This is a genomic window from Aeromonas sp., from assembly GCF_050633025.1.
Lineage (GTDB): Bacteria > Pseudomonadota > Gammaproteobacteria > Enterobacterales > Aeromonadaceae > Aeromonas.
On the sequence record NZ_JBODRQ010000002.1, the window covers coordinates 34478 to 51280 of the forward strand.

17 protein-coding genes and 2 tRNA genes are annotated in these 16803 nt (G+C 55.6%); 2 read left to right on the plus strand and 17 right to left on the minus strand.

Features of this window, described 5'->3' with window-relative positions; translation table 11 throughout:
- Positions 1–133: 133 nt before the first annotated feature.
- From rpsO to rlmE, 14 genes are all read right to left on the minus strand, one after another.
- A complete protein-coding gene (rpsO, locus tag ACRAUW_RS00505; RefSeq protein WP_005326646.1) occupies positions 134–403 on the minus strand; it encodes a 30S ribosomal protein S15 in 270 nt (89 codons plus the stop codon).
- 144 nt (positions 404–547) lie between these two features.
- On the minus strand, positions 548–1498 hold the full coding sequence (truB, locus tag ACRAUW_RS00510; protein ID WP_431360729.1) for a tRNA pseudouridine(55) synthase TruB: 951 nt from the start codon (positions 1496–1498) through the stop codon (positions 548–550).
- Position 1499: 1 nt separating this feature from the next.
- Positions 1500–1937 (minus strand): 30S ribosome-binding factor RbfA, encoded by a 438-nt coding sequence (gene rbfA / locus ACRAUW_RS00515; protein WP_431360730.1) that lies wholly within the window; start codon positions 1935–1937, stop codon positions 1500–1502.
- 55 nt (positions 1938–1992) lie between these two features.
- A complete protein-coding gene (gene infB / locus ACRAUW_RS00520) occupies positions 1993–4695 on the minus strand; it encodes a translation initiation factor IF-2 (RefSeq protein ID WP_431360731.1) in 2703 nt (900 codons plus the stop codon).
- Between the two features lie 24 nt (positions 4696–4719).
- Positions 4720–6219 (minus strand): transcription termination factor NusA, encoded by a 1500-nt coding sequence (gene nusA, locus ACRAUW_RS00525; protein ID WP_431360732.1) that lies wholly within the window; start codon positions 6217–6219, stop codon positions 4720–4722.
- 14 nt (positions 6220–6233) lie between these two features.
- Positions 6234–6692 carry a ribosome maturation factor RimP gene (gene rimP / locus ACRAUW_RS00530; RefSeq protein ID WP_431360733.1) on the minus strand — a complete coding sequence of 153 codons (459 nt, stop codon included), beginning with the start codon at positions 6690–6692 and terminating at the stop codon, positions 6234–6236.
- Between the two features lie 166 nt (positions 6693–6858).
- Positions 6859–6935, minus strand: a tRNA-Met gene (locus tag ACRAUW_RS00535).
- A 91-nt stretch (positions 6936–7026) separates the two neighbouring features.
- A tRNA-Leu gene (locus ACRAUW_RS00540) sits at positions 7027–7111 on the minus strand.
- A gap of 7 nt (positions 7112–7118) precedes the next feature.
- Positions 7119–7445 (minus strand): preprotein translocase subunit SecG, encoded by a 327-nt coding sequence (gene secG / locus ACRAUW_RS00545; protein WP_431360734.1) that lies wholly within the window; start codon positions 7443–7445, stop codon positions 7119–7121.
- Positions 7446–8210, minus strand: coding sequence for a triose-phosphate isomerase (tpiA, locus tag ACRAUW_RS00550; protein WP_431360735.1), 765 nt, complete (start codon positions 8208–8210; stop codon positions 7446–7448).
- A 131-nt stretch (positions 8211–8341) separates the two neighbouring features.
- Positions 8342–9676, minus strand: a complete 1335-nt coding sequence (gene glmM, locus ACRAUW_RS00555; RefSeq protein ID WP_431360736.1) for a phosphoglucosamine mutase — start codon at positions 9674–9676, stop codon at positions 8342–8344.
- Between the two features lie 15 nt (positions 9677–9691).
- Positions 9692–10537, minus strand: a complete 846-nt coding sequence (gene folP, locus ACRAUW_RS00560; RefSeq protein WP_431360737.1) for a dihydropteroate synthase — start codon at positions 10535–10537, stop codon at positions 9692–9694.
- Positions 10538–10596: 59 nt separating this feature from the next.
- Positions 10597–12543 carry an ATP-dependent zinc metalloprotease FtsH gene (ftsH, locus tag ACRAUW_RS00565; RefSeq protein WP_005338827.1) on the minus strand — a complete coding sequence of 649 codons (1947 nt, stop codon included), beginning with the start codon at positions 12541–12543 and terminating at the stop codon, positions 10597–10599.
- 45 nt (positions 12544–12588) lie between these two features.
- Positions 12589–13218 (minus strand): 23S rRNA (uridine(2552)-2'-O)-methyltransferase RlmE, encoded by a 630-nt coding sequence (gene rlmE, locus ACRAUW_RS00570; protein ID WP_005338828.1) that lies wholly within the window; start codon positions 13216–13218, stop codon positions 12589–12591.
- A 97-nt stretch (positions 13219–13315) separates the two neighbouring features.
- Between rlmE and yhbY the strand changes: the two genes are divergently transcribed.
- Both yhbY and ACRAUW_RS00580 read left to right on the plus strand, forming a co-directional pair.
- Positions 13316–13612, plus strand: a complete 297-nt coding sequence (gene yhbY, locus ACRAUW_RS00575; protein ID WP_005338829.1) for a ribosome assembly RNA-binding protein YhbY — start codon at positions 13316–13318, stop codon at positions 13610–13612.
- 103 nt (positions 13613–13715) lie between these two features.
- Positions 13716–14297 carry a PilZ domain-containing protein gene (locus ACRAUW_RS00580; RefSeq protein WP_431360738.1) on the plus strand — a complete coding sequence of 194 codons (582 nt, stop codon included), beginning with the start codon at positions 13716–13718 and terminating at the stop codon, positions 14295–14297.
- A 76-nt stretch (positions 14298–14373) separates the two neighbouring features.
- Here ACRAUW_RS00580 and greA read toward each other — a convergent pair whose 3' ends face one another.
- The 3 genes from greA to pomA all read right to left on the minus strand — a co-directional run bounded on the left by greA (position 14374) and on the right by pomA (position 16665).
- Complete coding sequence (gene greA / locus ACRAUW_RS00585) at positions 14374–14850, minus strand: transcription elongation factor GreA (protein WP_431360739.1); 477 nt, start codon at positions 14848–14850, stop codon at positions 14374–14376.
- Between the two features lie 154 nt (positions 14851–15004).
- Complete coding sequence (locus ACRAUW_RS00590) at positions 15005–15898, minus strand: flagellar motor protein MotB (RefSeq protein WP_431360740.1); 894 nt, start codon at positions 15896–15898, stop codon at positions 15005–15007.
- Positions 15899–15906: 8 nt separating this feature from the next.
- The gene (gene pomA, locus ACRAUW_RS00595; RefSeq protein WP_431360741.1) at positions 15907–16665 is read right to left on the minus strand and encodes a flagellar motor protein PomA; all 759 of its coding nucleotides are present in this window, start codon (positions 16663–16665) and stop codon (positions 15907–15909) included.
- Positions 16666–16803: the final 138 nt, after the last annotated feature.

Genomic DNA, 16803 nt, shown 5'->3' on the forward strand with positions numbered 1-16803 from the left:
CGCGCACAAGTATACTTGATTCGATGCAAAAGGTAAGCGGCGACGCGAATTCTGTGAGGCAGGCAACGGCTTGAAGAGCAATAAAAAAAGGGGAACCTAACGGTTCCCCTTTTTCGCGAAATCTGATGGTCGATTAACGACGCAGACCCAGCTTGGCGATCAGAGCAGCGTAACGCTGAACGTCTTTACGCTTCAGGTAGTCCAGCAGCTTACGACGCTGGGAAACCATGCGCAGCAGACCGCGACGACCGTGGTGGTCCTTGGAGTGCTCTTTGAAGTGACCTTGCAGATGGTTGATCTGGGCAGTCAGCAGGGCAACTTGCACTTCGGGGGAGCCAGTGTCGTTGGCGCAACGAGCGTTGTCAGCAACGATGGAAGCTTTGATCTCAGCATTTAGAGACATGGTATTACTCCAGTAGAGTGTTTAAAGGTTCACAGCCAATCTCTAATTCAGCCGTGAAATGAGGGCGGTATCATAATCGTCCCTGCCCCTTTTCGCAACGATAAAGAGGCGCAACGGGAAAGACGCCCTGATACCGCCTGAGGATCACTCCTCGTCGTGATAACGCACCAGTCGCTTGGGCGCGACACGGCCATCATCATCAATCTCGCCAACCCCGATGAACTCGCGCTCCGGGCCGACCGTCATGCGAACCTGACCGCTTTGCGGCGCACCCGCCACCTGCACGGCCTGGCCCTGATTCACATAGGCAGCCACAACCGCCAGCATGTTCACCTCGGGCAGGGATGCCACGGCGGTATCCATCGGCAGCAGCAGCGGATCCAGCTGCTCGCGCGGCGGGATGCTCTCGGCCTTGGCCTGCTCGAAGATGCACTCGAGCTGCTCCAGAGTCAGCATCCGATCATACGGATAGCTGGCAACCTGAGTACGACGCAGTTGGGAGACGTGAGCACCACAACCCAGCACTTCACCCAGATCATCCACCAGAGAGCGGATGTAGGTGCCCTTGCTGCAGTGCACTTCGAGCTTCACCTCGTCCCCTTCGAAGCTCAGCAGTTTCAGCTCGAAAATGGTGATGGGGCGGGCTTCACGCTCAATCTCGATCCCCTCGCGGGCATACTCGTAGAGCGGACGGCCGTTGTGCTTGAGCGCGGAGTACATGGAGGGCACCTGCATGATGGGGCCGCGGAACTGGTCCAACGCTTCAATCAGGGTCCCCACTGCCACATTAACCGGACGGGTCGCAACCACTTCACCATCGGAATCGCTGGTGTTGGTGCGCTCTCCCAATTTGGCCGTCACTTCGTAACGCTTGTCGGCATCCAGCAGATACTGGGAAAACTTGGTGGCCTCGCCGAGGCAGATCGGCAGCATGCCGGTCGCCAGCGGATCCAGCGCACCGGTGTGACCGGCCTTGGCGGCGTTATAGATACGCTTGACCTTCTGCAACACATCGTTGGAGGTCAGCCCGGTCGGTTTGTCCAGCAGCAGAATGCCGTGCACATCACGGCCCTTGAAACGACGTCTTCGAGTCATCTCAGCCTTTATCCTCAGCGTTATCATCCGCAGCCACGTCGGACTCTTCGTCACGACCTGACTCCGCCATGCGGCGCTTGTCTTCACGGATGGTATTGGTCACCAGGTTGGAAAGACGCATCCCCTCAACCAACGTCTGATCATAGAAAAAACGCAACTCGGGCACCACGCGCAGACGCATGGCACTGCCCAGCAGGCTACGGATGTAACCGGCCGCTTCAGTCAACGCCTTGAGCCCTTCCTTGATGCGCTCGGCATCATTTTCCAGCTGCAAGAAGGTGACATAAATCTTGGCGTAGTTAAGGTCACGGGACACTTCCACATCGGAAACGGTCACCATGCCGATGCGCGGGTCTTTCACCTCACGCTGCAGGATCAGCGCGATTTCACGCTGGATCTGCTGTCCGACCCGACGGGTCCGGCTGAATTCTCTGGCCATATTCTATCCTACGATAAAAGGGGGCCATGGCCCCCTATTTTGTCTGACTCTCGGCTTACAGAGTCCGTTGGATTTCAACGGTCTCGTAAACTTCGATCTGGTCGCCTTCGCGTACGTCGTTGTAGTTCTTGACCGCGATACCACACTCGTAGCCGTTCTTGACTTCGTTGACGTCATCCTTGAAGCGACGCAGGGATTCCAGCTCGCCTTCATAGATAACCACGTTGTCGCGCAGAACGCGAATACGGTTGGAGCGCTTGACCACACCTTCGGTAACCATACAGCCGGCAACTGCGCCAAACTTCGGTGATTTGAAGACGCTGCGCACTTCGGCCAGACCGATGATCTCCTGACGATACTCGGGAGCCAGCTTGCCGCTCATGGCCTGCTTCACTTCGTCGATCAGGTCATAGATGACGGAGTAATAACGTAGATCCAGGCTCTCGGCTTCGATAACCTTGCGAGCAGAAGCATCGGCACGGACGTTGAAGCCAACCAGGATGGCGCTGGATGCAGCAGCCAGAGTCGCGTCGGTTTCGGTGATACCACCTACGCCGGAACCCACGATCTTCACCTTCACTTCGTCGGTGGAGAGCTTGACCAGCGCATCGCAGATCGCTTCCACAGAACCCTGTACGTCGGCCTTGATCACCACGTTCACTTCGGAGACTTCGCCCTCGGTCATGTTGGCGAACATGTTTTCCAGCTTGGCCTTCTGCTGGCGAGCCAGCTTGACTTCGCGGAACTTGCCCTGACGATAGAGCGCCACTTCACGGGCTTTCTTCTCGTCACGAACCACAGTCGCTTCGTCACCGGCAGAGGGAACGCCGGACAGACCCAGGATTTCCACCGGCAGGGACGGGCCCGCTTCCTTGATCTCGCGACCCAGTTCGTCACGCATGGCGCGAACTCGGCCGTACTCGAGACCACACAGCACGATGTCGCCCTGACGCAGAGTACCTTCTTGTACCAGTACGGTAGCAACCGGACCACGACCTTTATCCAGGAAGGATTCGATGACCACACCGTTGGCCATGCCATCAACCACCGCTTTCAGCTCCAGTACTTCAGCCTGGATCAGGATGGCTTCCAGCAGGTCGTCGATGCCTTCGCCGGACTTGGCGGACACGTGCACGAACTGGCAGTCACCGCCCCAATCTTCGGACATGACGTTGTAACGGGCCAGTTCGGTCTTGACGCGATCCGGATCCGCTTCAGGCTTGTCGATCTTGTTGACCGCAACAACCAGCGGTACACCGGCCGCCTTGGCGTGCTGGATAGCTTCGATGGTTTGCGGCATCACGCCGTCGTCAGCTGCAACAACCAGAACCACGATATCGGTCGCCTTGGCACCACGAGCACGCATGGAGGTAAACGCCGCGTGACCCGGAGTATCCAGGAAGGTGATCATGCCGCTGTCGGTCTGTACGTGGTAAGCACCGATATGCTGGGTAATACCACCGGCTTCGCCAGCAGCAACCTTGGCTTTACGAATGTAGTCGAGCAGCGAGGTCTTACCGTGGTCAACGTGACCCATGATGGTAACGACCGGTGCGCGCGGCTTGGCTTCGGAGGTCTCGTCACGATCGGACAGCACCGCCTCTTCCAGCTCGTTCTCACGACGCAGCACAACCTTGTGACCCATCTCCTCGGCGACCAGCTGAGCAGTCTCCTGATCGATCACCTGGTTGATGGTGGCCATGGCACCCATCTTCATCATCACCTTGATGACTTCAACGCCCTTGACGGCCATCTTGTTGGCCAGCTCGGCCACTGTGATGGTCTCGCCGATGATGACATCACGGTTAACAGCGGCAGCCGGCTTGTTGAAGCCGTGCTTCATGGCGTTCGGGGTAGCCACCTTGCCACGCTTGCCCTTACGGGCGCGGGGATCACGTGAGTTGCGGTCGTTGCGATCATCATCACGACGGCCTGCTTTCTTCGGCCCTTTGGCCGCAGCGGCAGTACGACGACTGCTCTCTTCCTTACGATCCAGCTCATCTTCAGCCGCCTGGGCATGCTTGGAGGTGGTCACGTGGTAGTCGCTGCTCTCTTTGGCGCGTGCCGCTTCTTCTTCAGCCCAGCGGGCTGCATTCTGCTCTGCCATGAGACGAGCCTCTTCGGCTTTCTTGGCGGCGAGCTCTTCAGCTTTTTGCAAAGCTGTCTGTTCCTGTTGGCGCTTCAGTTCTTCTGCTTCGCGCTTGGCCATCTTTTCTGCCTCTTGCTGAGCTGTGCTACTGGCTGCTTTGGCGGGCTGTTGAGCCTGTCGAGCCTTTTGTTGTGCCTCGATCCGCGCCTTTTCCTCAGCTTCACGACGAGCCTGCTCAGCCTCACGGCGAGCCTTCTCTTCCGCTTCGAGACGGGCCTTCTCTTCGGCCTCGCTACGAGCTTTTGCTTCTGCTTCCAAACGCGCTGTTTCCTCGGCTTCCGCCTGACGCTGTTCTTCTTCCAACGCCGAACGTCTTACATAGGTGCGAGATTTGCGTACTTCTACCTGCACTTCTTTGTTCTTGCCGCCAGTACCCTGCACGCTGATGGTGCTCTTGGTCTTGCGCTGCAAAGTCATGCGAGCAGGAGCGGCAACCTCGTCACCTCCATGCTGTTTCTTCAGGTGTGCCAGCAGAGCCTGCTTTTCAGACTCGCTGACCATGTCGTCGGCCTTGCTCTTGCTGATACCGGCATCGACAAGCTGCTGGAGAAGACGATCAACCGGTGTGTCGATGTCAGTGGCAAGTTGTTTGACTGATACTTCTGCCATTCATTTTCCTCCGTTTGATCTTACTTAAGACTGCTCTTCCCCAAACCAACAGATATTGCGAGCAGCCATAATGAGCTCACCAGCCTTCTCGGCAGTCAGCCCTTCAATACCAGCAAGGTCATCGATACCTTGCTCAGCCAAATCTTCCAGGGTGCCAACACCACGACCGGCCATGGCGTAAGCCAGTTCGCGGCTCAGACCGTTCAGATTGAGCAGGTCTTCAGACGGCTCAACGCCATCGAAGGACTCCTCTTTGGCCAGTGCCTTGGTAGTCAGGGCATCTTTGGCGCGCTTGCGCAGCTCTTCAACCATGTCTTCATCCAGACCGTCGATAGCCAGCAGCTCGTTGACCGGTACAAAGGCGATCTCTTCCAGGGTAGAGAAGCCCTCTTCCATCAGCAGACCGGCGAAATCGTCGTCGATATCCAGAGTGCTGGTGAACAGGTTCATGATGCGGTCGTTTTCGGCCTGGTGCTTGGCACGCATGTCCTCGACGGTCATCACGTTCAGCTCCCAACCGGTCAGCTGGGAGGCCAGACGCACGTTCTGACCGTTGCGACCGATGGCCTGAGCCAAGTTGGCTGCTTCCACGGCGATATCCATAGTGTGGTTGTCTTCATCAACAATGATGGAGGCCACATCGGCAGGCGCCATGGCATTGATCACGTACTGGGCGGGGTTGTCATCGTACAGCACGATGTCGGCACGCTCACCGCTCAACTCGGTGGAAACAGCTTGCACACGAGCGCCACGCATACCGATACAGGCACCGATCGGGTCGATACGACGATCGTTGGTCTTCACCGCAATCTTGGCGCGGGAACCCGGATCACGGGCTGCGCCCATGATTTCGATCATCTCTTCACCGATTTCCGGTACTTCGATGCGGAACAGCTCTTTCAGGAAGTCAGGGCTGGAGCGGCTAACAAACAGCTGGGAACCACGGGCTTCCGGACGTACTGCATAGAGCAGGCCACGGACACGGTCGCCCGGGCGGAAGGTTTCACGCGGCAGCATGTCGTCGCGGAAGATCACGGCCTCGGCATTGCTGCCCAGATCCAAGATGACGTTGTCGCGGTTGCTCTTCTTGACCACGCCGCTGATGATGGTGCCTTCTTTGTCCTTGAACTGGTCAACGACTTGTGAGCGCTCGGCTTCGCGCACTTTCTGCACGATAACCTGCTTGGCAGTCTGGGTCGTAATACGGTCGAAGGTAACGGAATCAATCTGGTCTTCAACGTACTCACCGATCTGGATCTCCGGCTGCTCGATTTGGGCAGCTTCCAGAGTGATCTCGGCGTAAGGATTCTCCATTGCGGCTTGATCCGCAATCACCACCCAACGGCGATAAGTGTCGTAGTCACCGGTCTTGCGATCGATTTCAACGCGCACTTCAATCTCGCCTTCATATTTCTTCTTGGTCGCAGTCGCCAGCGCAGTCTCCAGAGCCTGGAAGATCTTCTCGCGGGGTACCGCTTTCTCGTTGGATACTGCGTCAACGACCAGCAAAATCTCTTTATTCATATCCGATAGCCTCGTTAACCAAAGTTCGGCACTATGTTCGCTTTTTGGATATTGGTGAAAGCCAACACTTCGTCCTTACCATCTACCGTCAGAGTAATCATGTCGCCCTGCACGGTTTTGATTACGCCTTTGAACTTGCGGCGGTTATTTGTTGCCATCCGAAGCGTTACCGCCGCCTCTTGGCCAACGTATTTTTCGAACTGGGCAACCTTGAACAGGGGGCGATCCAGACCCGGGGAAGATACCTCGAGGTAATACTCCTCGGTGATGGGATCTTCTACGTCCATAATGGCGCCAACCTGATGGCTAACCTCAGCACAATTCTCAACGGTCACACCCTGCTCGCCATCGATATAGACGCGCAAGGTGGAGTGTTTACCCGCACGGATAAACTCAATACCCCAAAGTTCAAAACCCAAGGCAACGACCGGAGCCTCGAGCAGATCGGTCAAACGTTGTTCCAACGTAGCCAAAGTCACCCTCCGAAAAACAAAAAAAGGGCACAAAGCCCAGATAGAGATCGATTCAGAGTAAATCGCACATAACAAAAAGCCCCGATGTCAAATCGGGGCTTGGCGCTTTACCCTGATTGTCGCCTCGCAGCGACCGCCTTCCTGAGCGTAGGAAACGCGTGAAATTTGGTTGCGGGGGCCGGATTTGAACCGACGACCTTCGGGTTATGAGCCCGACGAGCTACCATGCTGCTCCACCCCGCGTCCGAAATCGTGCGAGATTATAGCCACTTCACTCTTTTCATACAAGACTGACCTGGCTATAACATCCCGGTTACCCGGGTCACTGCTTAATTGGTGCCGTGGGCGGGACTCGAACCCGCACACCCTAGAGCACTACCCCCTCAAGATAGCGTGTCTACCAATTCCACCACCACGGCAAAACTCTTACTCGGGAACGTCAGTATCTTTCTTCACTGGCGCCTTGGTCTGCTCAACCTGTTGAGTCTGTTGCAGATTTTCCCACTCACTACCCTGCTTGACCTTGTTGCTTGACATAGAGCCGAGCAGCAGGCTGATTACGAAGAACAGAGTAGCCAAAAATGCTGTTGTTCGGGTCAGGAAACTGCCTGAACCACCGGAGCCAAATACTGTGTTCGATGCCCCTGCGCCGAAGGAGGCGCCCATATCAGCCCCTTTACCTTGCTGAATCATCACCAGACCAATCAGAGCCAGTGACACCAGCAGATAAACGACTAAAAGAATCTCGTACATTTAACTTGCACCCTTTGCCGCTTCAACAATTCCTAAAAACGCATCGCTATCGAGGCTTGCTCCGCCAATCAGTCCGCCATCAATGTCGGGCTGTGCAAACAAATCTCTCGCGTTGCTCGGCGTTACGCTCCCACCATAGATGATTCTAACTTTTTCACCTATTACCGGAGTATCCTCCGCCAAGCGACCACGTATAAAGGAATGAACCTCTTGTGCCTGCTCGGGTGTGGCGCATTTACCTGTACCTACAGCCCAAATCGGCTCGTAGGCGATGATAGCATTATCGAAAGCCATCGCGCCATTTTTCTCTATGACGATATCCAGCTCTTCAGCGATCACCTCGAAGGCTCTTCTCGCCTGCCTAGCCGCACCTGACTCACCTAAACAGAGGATGGGAATCAAGCCTGCCGCTCTGGCTGCCGCAAACTTCTCTGCGACGATAAAACTGGTCTCACCAAAGAGACGCCTGCGCTCGGAGTGCCCTACCAATACGTAACGACACCCTGCCTCAACCAGCATCTGACACGAGATTTCTCCGGTGTAAGCGCCAGTAGCGTGCTGACTCACATTCTGAGCCCCCAACTTTATTACCATCTGCTCATTGAACAATGAAGCACTAAAATCGAGATGCACATGGGAAGGACAGAGAACCACATCTACTTTTCCGTCAACGCCGTTTAGACACTGACTCGTAAACTGCTCTAACTGCGACCTACTACCGTGCAACTTCCAGTTGGCTGCTACAAACGGCTTGCGATGTCCCATCGGCAACTCCCTTGCGAAAGCGGGGCTGATAATATCCAGAGGATGCTCAGCTGACAAGTACTATTTTTAAATTTTTGAATCGTTTGAACAAGATACAACCAGGACGGCTAAAAAGCCGCCCTGGCTGTTCATTAAAACGACGATTCAACCTGCTTGGCGATGCGCTGAGCCATGTCACGCACCTGCTGTTCATGCTCCCCTTCGACCATGACCCGGATCAGCGGTTCGGTACCTGATTTACGCAACAGTACGCGACCACGACCAGCCAGCTCCTGTTCCACCTTGGCAACCTCAGCCATGACAGCATCAGCGGTCAGCGGATCCTTGCCTTCGGCAAAGCGAACATTCACCAGAACCTGCGGGAACTTAGCTATGCCGGAGCGCAGCTTGGCCAGCGGCATCTCGGCACTGCGCATGGCACTAAGGACCTGCAAGGCGGCTACGATGCCATCACCCGTAGTGGTCTGATCCAGACAGATAATGTGGCCGGAGTTCTCGCCACCGATGCGCCAGCCCTTCTCTTCCATCATCTCCAGCACATAGCGGTCACCCACCTTGGCACGGGCAAACGGAATGCCCAGGGTTTGCAGCGCCAGCTCCAGACCCATATTGGCCATCAGGGTGCCGACAACACCGCCTTTGAGGCGACCATTGCGCAGGGCATCGCGCGCGATGATATAGAGCACTTCATCACCGTCGATGAGATAGCCGGTATGGTCGACCATGATCAGACGGTCACCATCACCATCAAAGGCAACCCCCAGATCGGCCTTGCACTCCAGCACCTTGGCAACCAGTGCGTCAGGCGCAGTCGAACCGACACCATCGTTGATGTTGAGACCATCCGGGGCACAGCCCATGGTGATCACTTCGGCACCCAGCTCGCGGAAAACCGACGGCGCAATGTGGTAAGTAGCGCCGTGGCCACAGTCGACCACCATTTTCACCCCATCCAGATTCATATGGGAGGGGAAGGTGCTCTTGCAGAATTCGATATAGCGACCGGCAGCATCATCAATGCGCACCGCTTTGCCAAGTTCGGCCGACTCGACACACTTGAGCTCGTGATCCAGCTCGGCTTCGATTGCCAGCTCGACATCATCGGGCAGCTTGGTGCCGTCAGCGGAGAAAAACTTGATGCCGTTGTCATAGAAGGGATTGTGTGAGGCGCTGATGACGATGCCAGCTTCGGCACGGAAAGTGCGAGTCAGGTAGGCAACCGCCGGCGTGGGCATGGGCCCCATCAGAATGGCTTTAAGACCTGCCGCGGAGAGCCCCGCTTCCAGCGCGGATTCCAGCATGTAACCGGAGATGCGGGTATCCTTGCCAATCAGCACCTTTTTGGTGCCCTTCTTGGAGAGCACCTTGCCGGCAGCCCAACCCAATTTCATTACAAAATCAGGGGTGATCGGGTATTCGCCAACCTTGCCGCGCACACCATCGGTACCGAAATACTTTCTTGCCATTGTCTGTTCTCTTTATTATCTGGAAATAAAATCTTGTCCCGTCATTGCCAGCCAACCGACGCGCAATGCGTCCATGGTCTCCCTTACATCGTGTACCCTGATGATTCGGGCTCCATGCTGCATGCCGATAAGGGCGCATGCAAGACTGCCCGCCAGACGCTCATCCACCGGACGGCCCAGCAAGTTGCCTATCATAGACTTTCGCGACATCCCCACCAATAGCGGCAAGCCATAATCAAGCAGTTCCTTTTGAGCCGCCAACAGCTGATAGTTGTGGGTAAGGGTCTTGCCAAAGCCATATCCCGGATCCAGCAACAGCTCTTCACGACGGATCCCGACCGTCAGACAAGTCGCAATACGCTCATCAAAAAAGGCGCGTACCTCCCCGATCAGGTCCTCATAGTGCGGCTCGACCTGCATGGTTCTCGGCTGCCCCTGCATATGCATCAGACAGACCGGAACCCGAGCTTCGGCCGCGGCTTGCAGTGCTCCAGGTTCTTGCAGTGCCCGCACATCGTTGATCAGATGGGCACCCACCTTGCAACCCTCCCGCATCACAGCCGCTTTGGAGGTATCGAGGGAGATCATCACATCCAGCTCACGGACCATCTGTTCCACGACAGGAATGACCCTGTCCAGCTCCTCCTGCTCGCTCACATCGGGCGCACCAGGGCGGGTTGACTCGCCACCGATGTCGATGAGGGTCGCACCGTCAGAGACCATCTGGCGCGCATGGGCCATTGCCCGTTCAAACTGGTTGAAATTACCGCCATCAGAGAAGGAGTCGGGCGTTACATTGAGGATCCCCATCACATGGGGACGATCGAGGGAGAGGCTGAGCCCCTTGCTGGTTAACTGCATTTTCATGTCCATCTGATAAAGAAAAACCCCGGGCAAGCCCGGGGTTTGGAGAGTCACGATTATTTGGCCGGCGCGTCGTTGGCTTTGTCGATAGTGACATCCGCCACCGGTGCAGCCTCATCGGCAGGATTGGCCTCGGCAGCTACAGTGGAGCCGCCTTGCGGGGTATCACCGTGCTCGTCATGCCAGTTGCTCGGAGCACGAACCTCGCGACGGGCCATCAGATCATCGATCTGTTTGGCGTCGATGGTCTCGTACTTCATCAGAGCATCTTTCATGCTGTGCAACACGTCCATATTATCCAGCAGGATCTGCTTGGAACGGGCGTAGTTGCGGTCGATGACCTGCTTGACTTCGGCATCGATAACGCGAGCGGTATCGTCGGACATGTGCTTGGCCTTGGCCATGCTGCGACCGAGGAACACCTCGCCATCTTCTTCCGCGTAGAGCATGGGGCCGAGACGCTCGGACATCCCCCACTGGGTCACCATCTTGCGTGCGATATCGGTAGCTCGTTCGATGTCGTTGGACGCACCGGTAGATACCTTCTCGGCTCCGTAGATCAGCTCTTCTGCCAGACGACCGCCATACAGGCTGGAGATCATGGACTCCAGATGCTGCTTGGAGTGGCTCCAGCGATCCTGCTCCGGCAGATACATGGTCACACCCAGCGCACGACCGCGCGGAATGATAGAGACCTTGTAAACCGGGTCATGGTCAGGAACGAGACGACCAATGATGGCGTGACCGGCTTCATGATACGCAGTCATCTCTTTTTCGGACTCTTTCATCACCATGGAGCGGCGTTCCGCACCCATCATGATCTTGTCCTTGGCCTTCTCGAACTCGGCCATGGAGACCACTCGGCGGCTCTCACGGGCAGAGAAGAGGGCAGCTTCGTTGACCAGGTTCGCCAAATCCGCACCGGAGAAACCGGGGGTACCACGGGCAATCAGCGCCGGATTGACGTCATCCGCCAACGGAACTTTGCGCATGTGCACTTTCAGGATCTGCTCGCGACCACGGACATCCGGCAGACCGACCACCACCTGACGGTCGAAACGGCCCGGACGCAGCAGTGCCGGATCCAGTACGTCAGGACGGTTGGTGGCAGCGATGACGATAATGCCTTCATTGCCTTCAAAACCATCCATCTCAACCAGCATCTGGTTAAGGGTCTGCTCACGTTCATCATGACCACCACCCAGACCGGCGCCACGCTGGCGACCAACCGCATCAATTTCATCGATGAAGATGATGCAGGGGGAAGATTTCTTGGCCTGTTCGAACATGTCACGCACCCGGGAGGCACCGACACCGACGAACATCTCCACGAAATCGGAACCTGAGATGGTGAAGAATGGCACCTTGGCCTCGCCCGCAATGGCCTTGGCCAGCAGGGTTTTACCGGTACCGGGAGGACCTACCAGCAGTACGCCAGTCGGGATCTTGCCACCCAGTTTCTGGAATTTGCTCGGGTCGCGCAGATAGTCGACCAGCTCCTTCACCTCTTCCTTGGCTTCATCGCAACCAGCTACATCGGCAAAGGTTGTCTTGATCTGATCTTCACTCATCAGGCGAGCCTTGCTCTTGCCGAACGACATGGCACCTTTGCCACCGCCGCCCTGCATCTGACGCATGAAGAAGACCCAGACACCGATCAGCAGCAGCATCGGGAACCAGGAGATGAAGATAGAGGTCAACAGAGACGGCTCTTCCGGCTTCTCGCCCATCACTTTGACATTGTGATTGAGCATGTCGTTGAGCAGCTGGGGATCCGGCGCAGGGATGATGGTGGTGAATCGTTCACCAGTACGCTTGACGCCATTAATGACCTTACCGTCCATCCGCACTTCACGGATCTGCTCTTGGGTCACCTCTTTAACGAAGCTGGAATAGTCCAGCTGGCGACTGGTGGTATCGCTGGGGCTGAAGCTATTGAACACCGACATCAAAACGACGGCGATGACCAGCCACAGGATTAAGTTTTTCGCCATGTCACTCAAATCAGTAACCTCGCAGACTGACAGTTAACGATGAAGGTTAGGGTACTACAGTTTAAAACCGGTAGCCACAATGTAGACTTCCCGTGATCTGGCGCGGGATGAGTCTGGTTTACGAATTTTGACAGCGGAGAAAAGTTTACGAATTTCATTGAGATAGGCATCAAAGCCCTCTCCCTGAAACACCTTCACCACGAAACTGCCGTCACTACGCAATACCTGATTGCACATGTCCAGCGCCAGCTCGACCAGATACATGGCGCGAGCCTGATCCACCTGCTGGGTACCGCTCATGTTGGGCGCCATATCAGACATCACGACATCGACCTTGTCGGGACCCACTCTTTCCAGCAAAGCGCCGAGTACAGTTTCCTCCCGAAAGTCCCCTTGCAGGAAATCGACACCAGCAATGGGATCCATCGGCAAAATGTCACATGCGATAACGCGACCCGAATCACCAACCTGTTCAACCGCGAACTGGGACCAACCACCGGGGGCTGCCCCCAAATCCACTACGGTCATGCCATGTTTCAGCAAGCGATCCTTGCCCTGGATCTCGTCAATCTTGAAAACAGCACGAGAACGCAGGCCCATTTTCTGGGCTTTTTTGACGTATTGATCGTCGAAATGTTCTTTTAACCAGCGAGTTGAACTGGGGGAACGTTTTTTCTGGGTCATGATAATCGACTTTAAAAAACCACAAGGGTTATTAGTATTAAGGGCTAAGTGGGGGTAGAATACGCCCCTTTCAACCCTGACTTATGAAGAAATTGCGATGATTCTCAACAATAAACAGAAACAGTACCTCAAGGGCCTTGCCCATAGCCTCAAGCCTGTCGTCCTGCTGGGTCAGCATGGTCTGACCGAAGGTGTACTGGCCGAGATCGATCTGGCACTGAACCATCACGAGCTGATCAAGGTTAAGGTTGCCTCTGAAGATCGCGAAATGAAACAACTGGTTATGGATGCTATCGTCCGTGAAACCGGTTCAATCAAGGTGCAAAGCATGGGTCATGTGCTGACCATTTATCGTCAAGCCAACGAACCCAAAATCCAGCTGCCCCGCAAGTAAAAGGAAAGAGCATCGCTCTTTCCTTATTCCACTTCTTCCCGAGTCGCTTGCCAAAGTAGTCGCAAAGCCCTTAACCTGCGATGAATACTTCCGGACACGCATTATGGCTCACCATCCTATTCTGACCGACGATGAGCTGGCCATGCTGCGGGACTTGGGGAGCAATCAGGACACCCATGTTCTGAGTGGTCACCTCGATGCCCCCATGCTTGGCTTGCTGCAAAAAGCCGAACACCTTGTACTCGAAGCTCGCTTCGCAGGCCATCAGCTGCGTTTTCCCCTGAGCTTTACCCAAGGGGAAGATGGCTTCGTCGAGCCCCGGTTATCTGCACCAGTCATCAGGGAGCTAGGGTTTGCCCAACCGCGTGCCTGGCGTCTCACCCAAAAAGCCAAGCTTTGCAGCGACCTGGGCCTGTTTCAGGTGCTCAGCCTCTCCCTCAACGGCCTCATCGTGGAAAATTTGCCAACCGACATGGTGGCCGATACCCCCATCAACGGCAAGCTCTGCATCGAGCAAGAGGCCCCTCTTCCACTGCAGGGACGACTGGTAAGGCGCATCAAAGCCAATGCCGAGCATGCCACTTGGGCACTGAGCTTTCAAATGAGCGAGAGCAACATCGAACGGCTGCGCCACTGGTTGTTCCAGCGCCATCAGGACGCCTTTACCGAGGCATATCTGCCCTGATTTGTATAAACAATCATATAGATAAAGACAAACAGGGGAGCACCAGCCCCCCTGTTTCATCGTCTGTAGCATTCGCTTAGATATAAGCGACTTCCAGTACTTCGTATTCCACATCACCGCCCGGCGTCTTGACGATTGCAACATCGTCCACTTCCTTGCCAATCAGGGCGCGGGCAATGGGGGAGTTGACGGAGATAAGGTTCTGTTTGATATCAGCCTCATCGTCACCCACGATGCGGTAAACAACCTCTTCCTCTGTCTCGCTCTTGAGCAGAGTCACGGTCGCGCCAAAAATAACGCGGCCGTTGTTGGCCATCTTGGTGACATCGATCACCTGGGCATTGGAGAGCTTGGCTTCAATCTCCTGAATGCGGCCTTCACAGAACCCCTGCTGCTCGCGAGCGGCATGGTATTCGGCGTTTTCCTTCAGATCGCCGTGCTCACGGGCATCGGCAATCGCTTCGATAATCTGGGGACGAAGCTCGGTCTTGAGATAATCGAGCTCTTCGCGCAGCTTCTCAGCGCCGCGAACAGTCATCGGAGTATGATTCATAGTCGAAACCTGGGTTGCTTGAATATAGAAACTGCGGCCATCTACAAGGAGGCCGCAGCAATCGGTTCGGATGAGGCATCTTAATATGAAGCCAACACAAAATCCACGTCAGCCCCCTGATGCAGATCCCACTTGCGTCATCGACATTACCCCCTTACTTCCCTTCCGGTACGGAAATGGGGGCCGAAACGGTTGGTTTACCCTGCATGATGGCGATCTCCACCCGCCGGTTCATCCGACGATTTTCCGGGGTGGTATTGGGCACCAATGGTTGGGAGTCCGCCATCCCCTGTACCACCAGCCGCCCCTGATCAAAACCGGGGACCTTCAGCATCTGGTGCGCCACCGCCACCGCCCGCTGGGACGACAGCTCCCAGTTGGACTGGAACAGCTCATCTTCGGTCGCCACGTTGTCGGTGTGACCGGAAATGGTGATTTCACCCGGCACATCCTTGAGCAGGGTCGCAACCTTGCGAATGACCGGCCAGAACTGGGGCTGCAAAAACGCCGAACCGGCCGGGAACGACGCCTTTTCCCTGATCCGGATAATGATTTGCTGACCCAACGCCTCAATTTCGATGGCACCATCCTGAATCTGATCTTTCAGCTGTTCGGCGAGAGCTTTTGCCAGGGTATTTGACTGCTGCTGCGCCTTCTTCGCATCCTGAGCGGTATCCCCCCCCGTCAACTTGCCATCCGTCTTGTCCTGACCACCGGCCTGATCCGAGTCACCGGGCAAAAAATCCAGCTCAGTCTGGGTCATATCGATAGTCTGCTGCATCACGGTATCAATCGGCGTAGGCTCAGGGCGACCGGGTCTGAACTCCTGGGCAATCACCGAGGTGCCCTTGGGGATATCTTTCACCTCGAGGATATTCTGTACCCCGAATGCCTTATCCATGGAACCGGCTAGCTGCTTGAACTTCTGCACATCCATCTCGGCAAAGGAGAGCAGCAACACGAAGAAGCACATCAACAGGGACATCAGGTCGGCAAAGGTTCCCATGTAACCGGGAAGCCCTGGTGGCGGGCACTTGCAATCAGACATAACGCCCCCTACTCGGTGCCGGTATTACGTTTGGACTGGTTGAGATAATTCTGCAGCATGGACTGGATCACCCGCGGATTCTGACCATCCTGAATCCCCATAATCGCATCAAGGATCAGGGTACGACTGAGCTTTTCCTCCCCGCTGCGCAGTTCCAGCTTGTCTGCTATCGGGATCGCCAACATATTGGCCTCAATAGCCCCGTACAGAGTGGTCAGCAAGGCCACCGCCATCGCCGGGCCGATCGACTTGGGATCACTCATGTTGGCCAGCATGGCCACCAGACCCACCAACGTACCTATCATCCCCATGGCAGGGCCCAGATCCCCAAGGGTACGGAATACCTTGATGGCAATGACATGGCGCTCGGCTGTCAGGTCGATATCCTTTTCCATCACGGCACGCACCACATCAGCATCGTGACCATCCACCAGCATGTCGATCCCTTTTTTCATAAATGCATTGGGGATCTCTGCAGCCTCCAGCGCCAGAAAGCCACCTTTGCGAGCCGCATCAGCCAGTTCAACGGCTTTGGTGATCAGGTCTTCAAGCTTGTCGCCCTTGTACATAAAGGCTTTGCCCGCCACCTTAAATGCCATCAGAAACTGGCCAAGGTTAAACTTCATCATGGCGATGAAGATGGAACCAAATATGGTGATGTAGACCGATGGCATATCCACGTACATGCTCATGGGCCCGCCCAGCAGCATCCCGTACACCACCACCCCGAAACCCAGCACTATCCCTATCAGACTGCCTAGATCCACATCCCTACTCCTGTCACCGGTTCTTATGTCTATTTATAGTCTGTTGAATTTTCTGCTATTGCGACTTATGCGGCAAGCATACATTAGTGATGCATGATGGCTCATTATCGACCAGTTTAGCGAGAGTTTGAGGAGCCA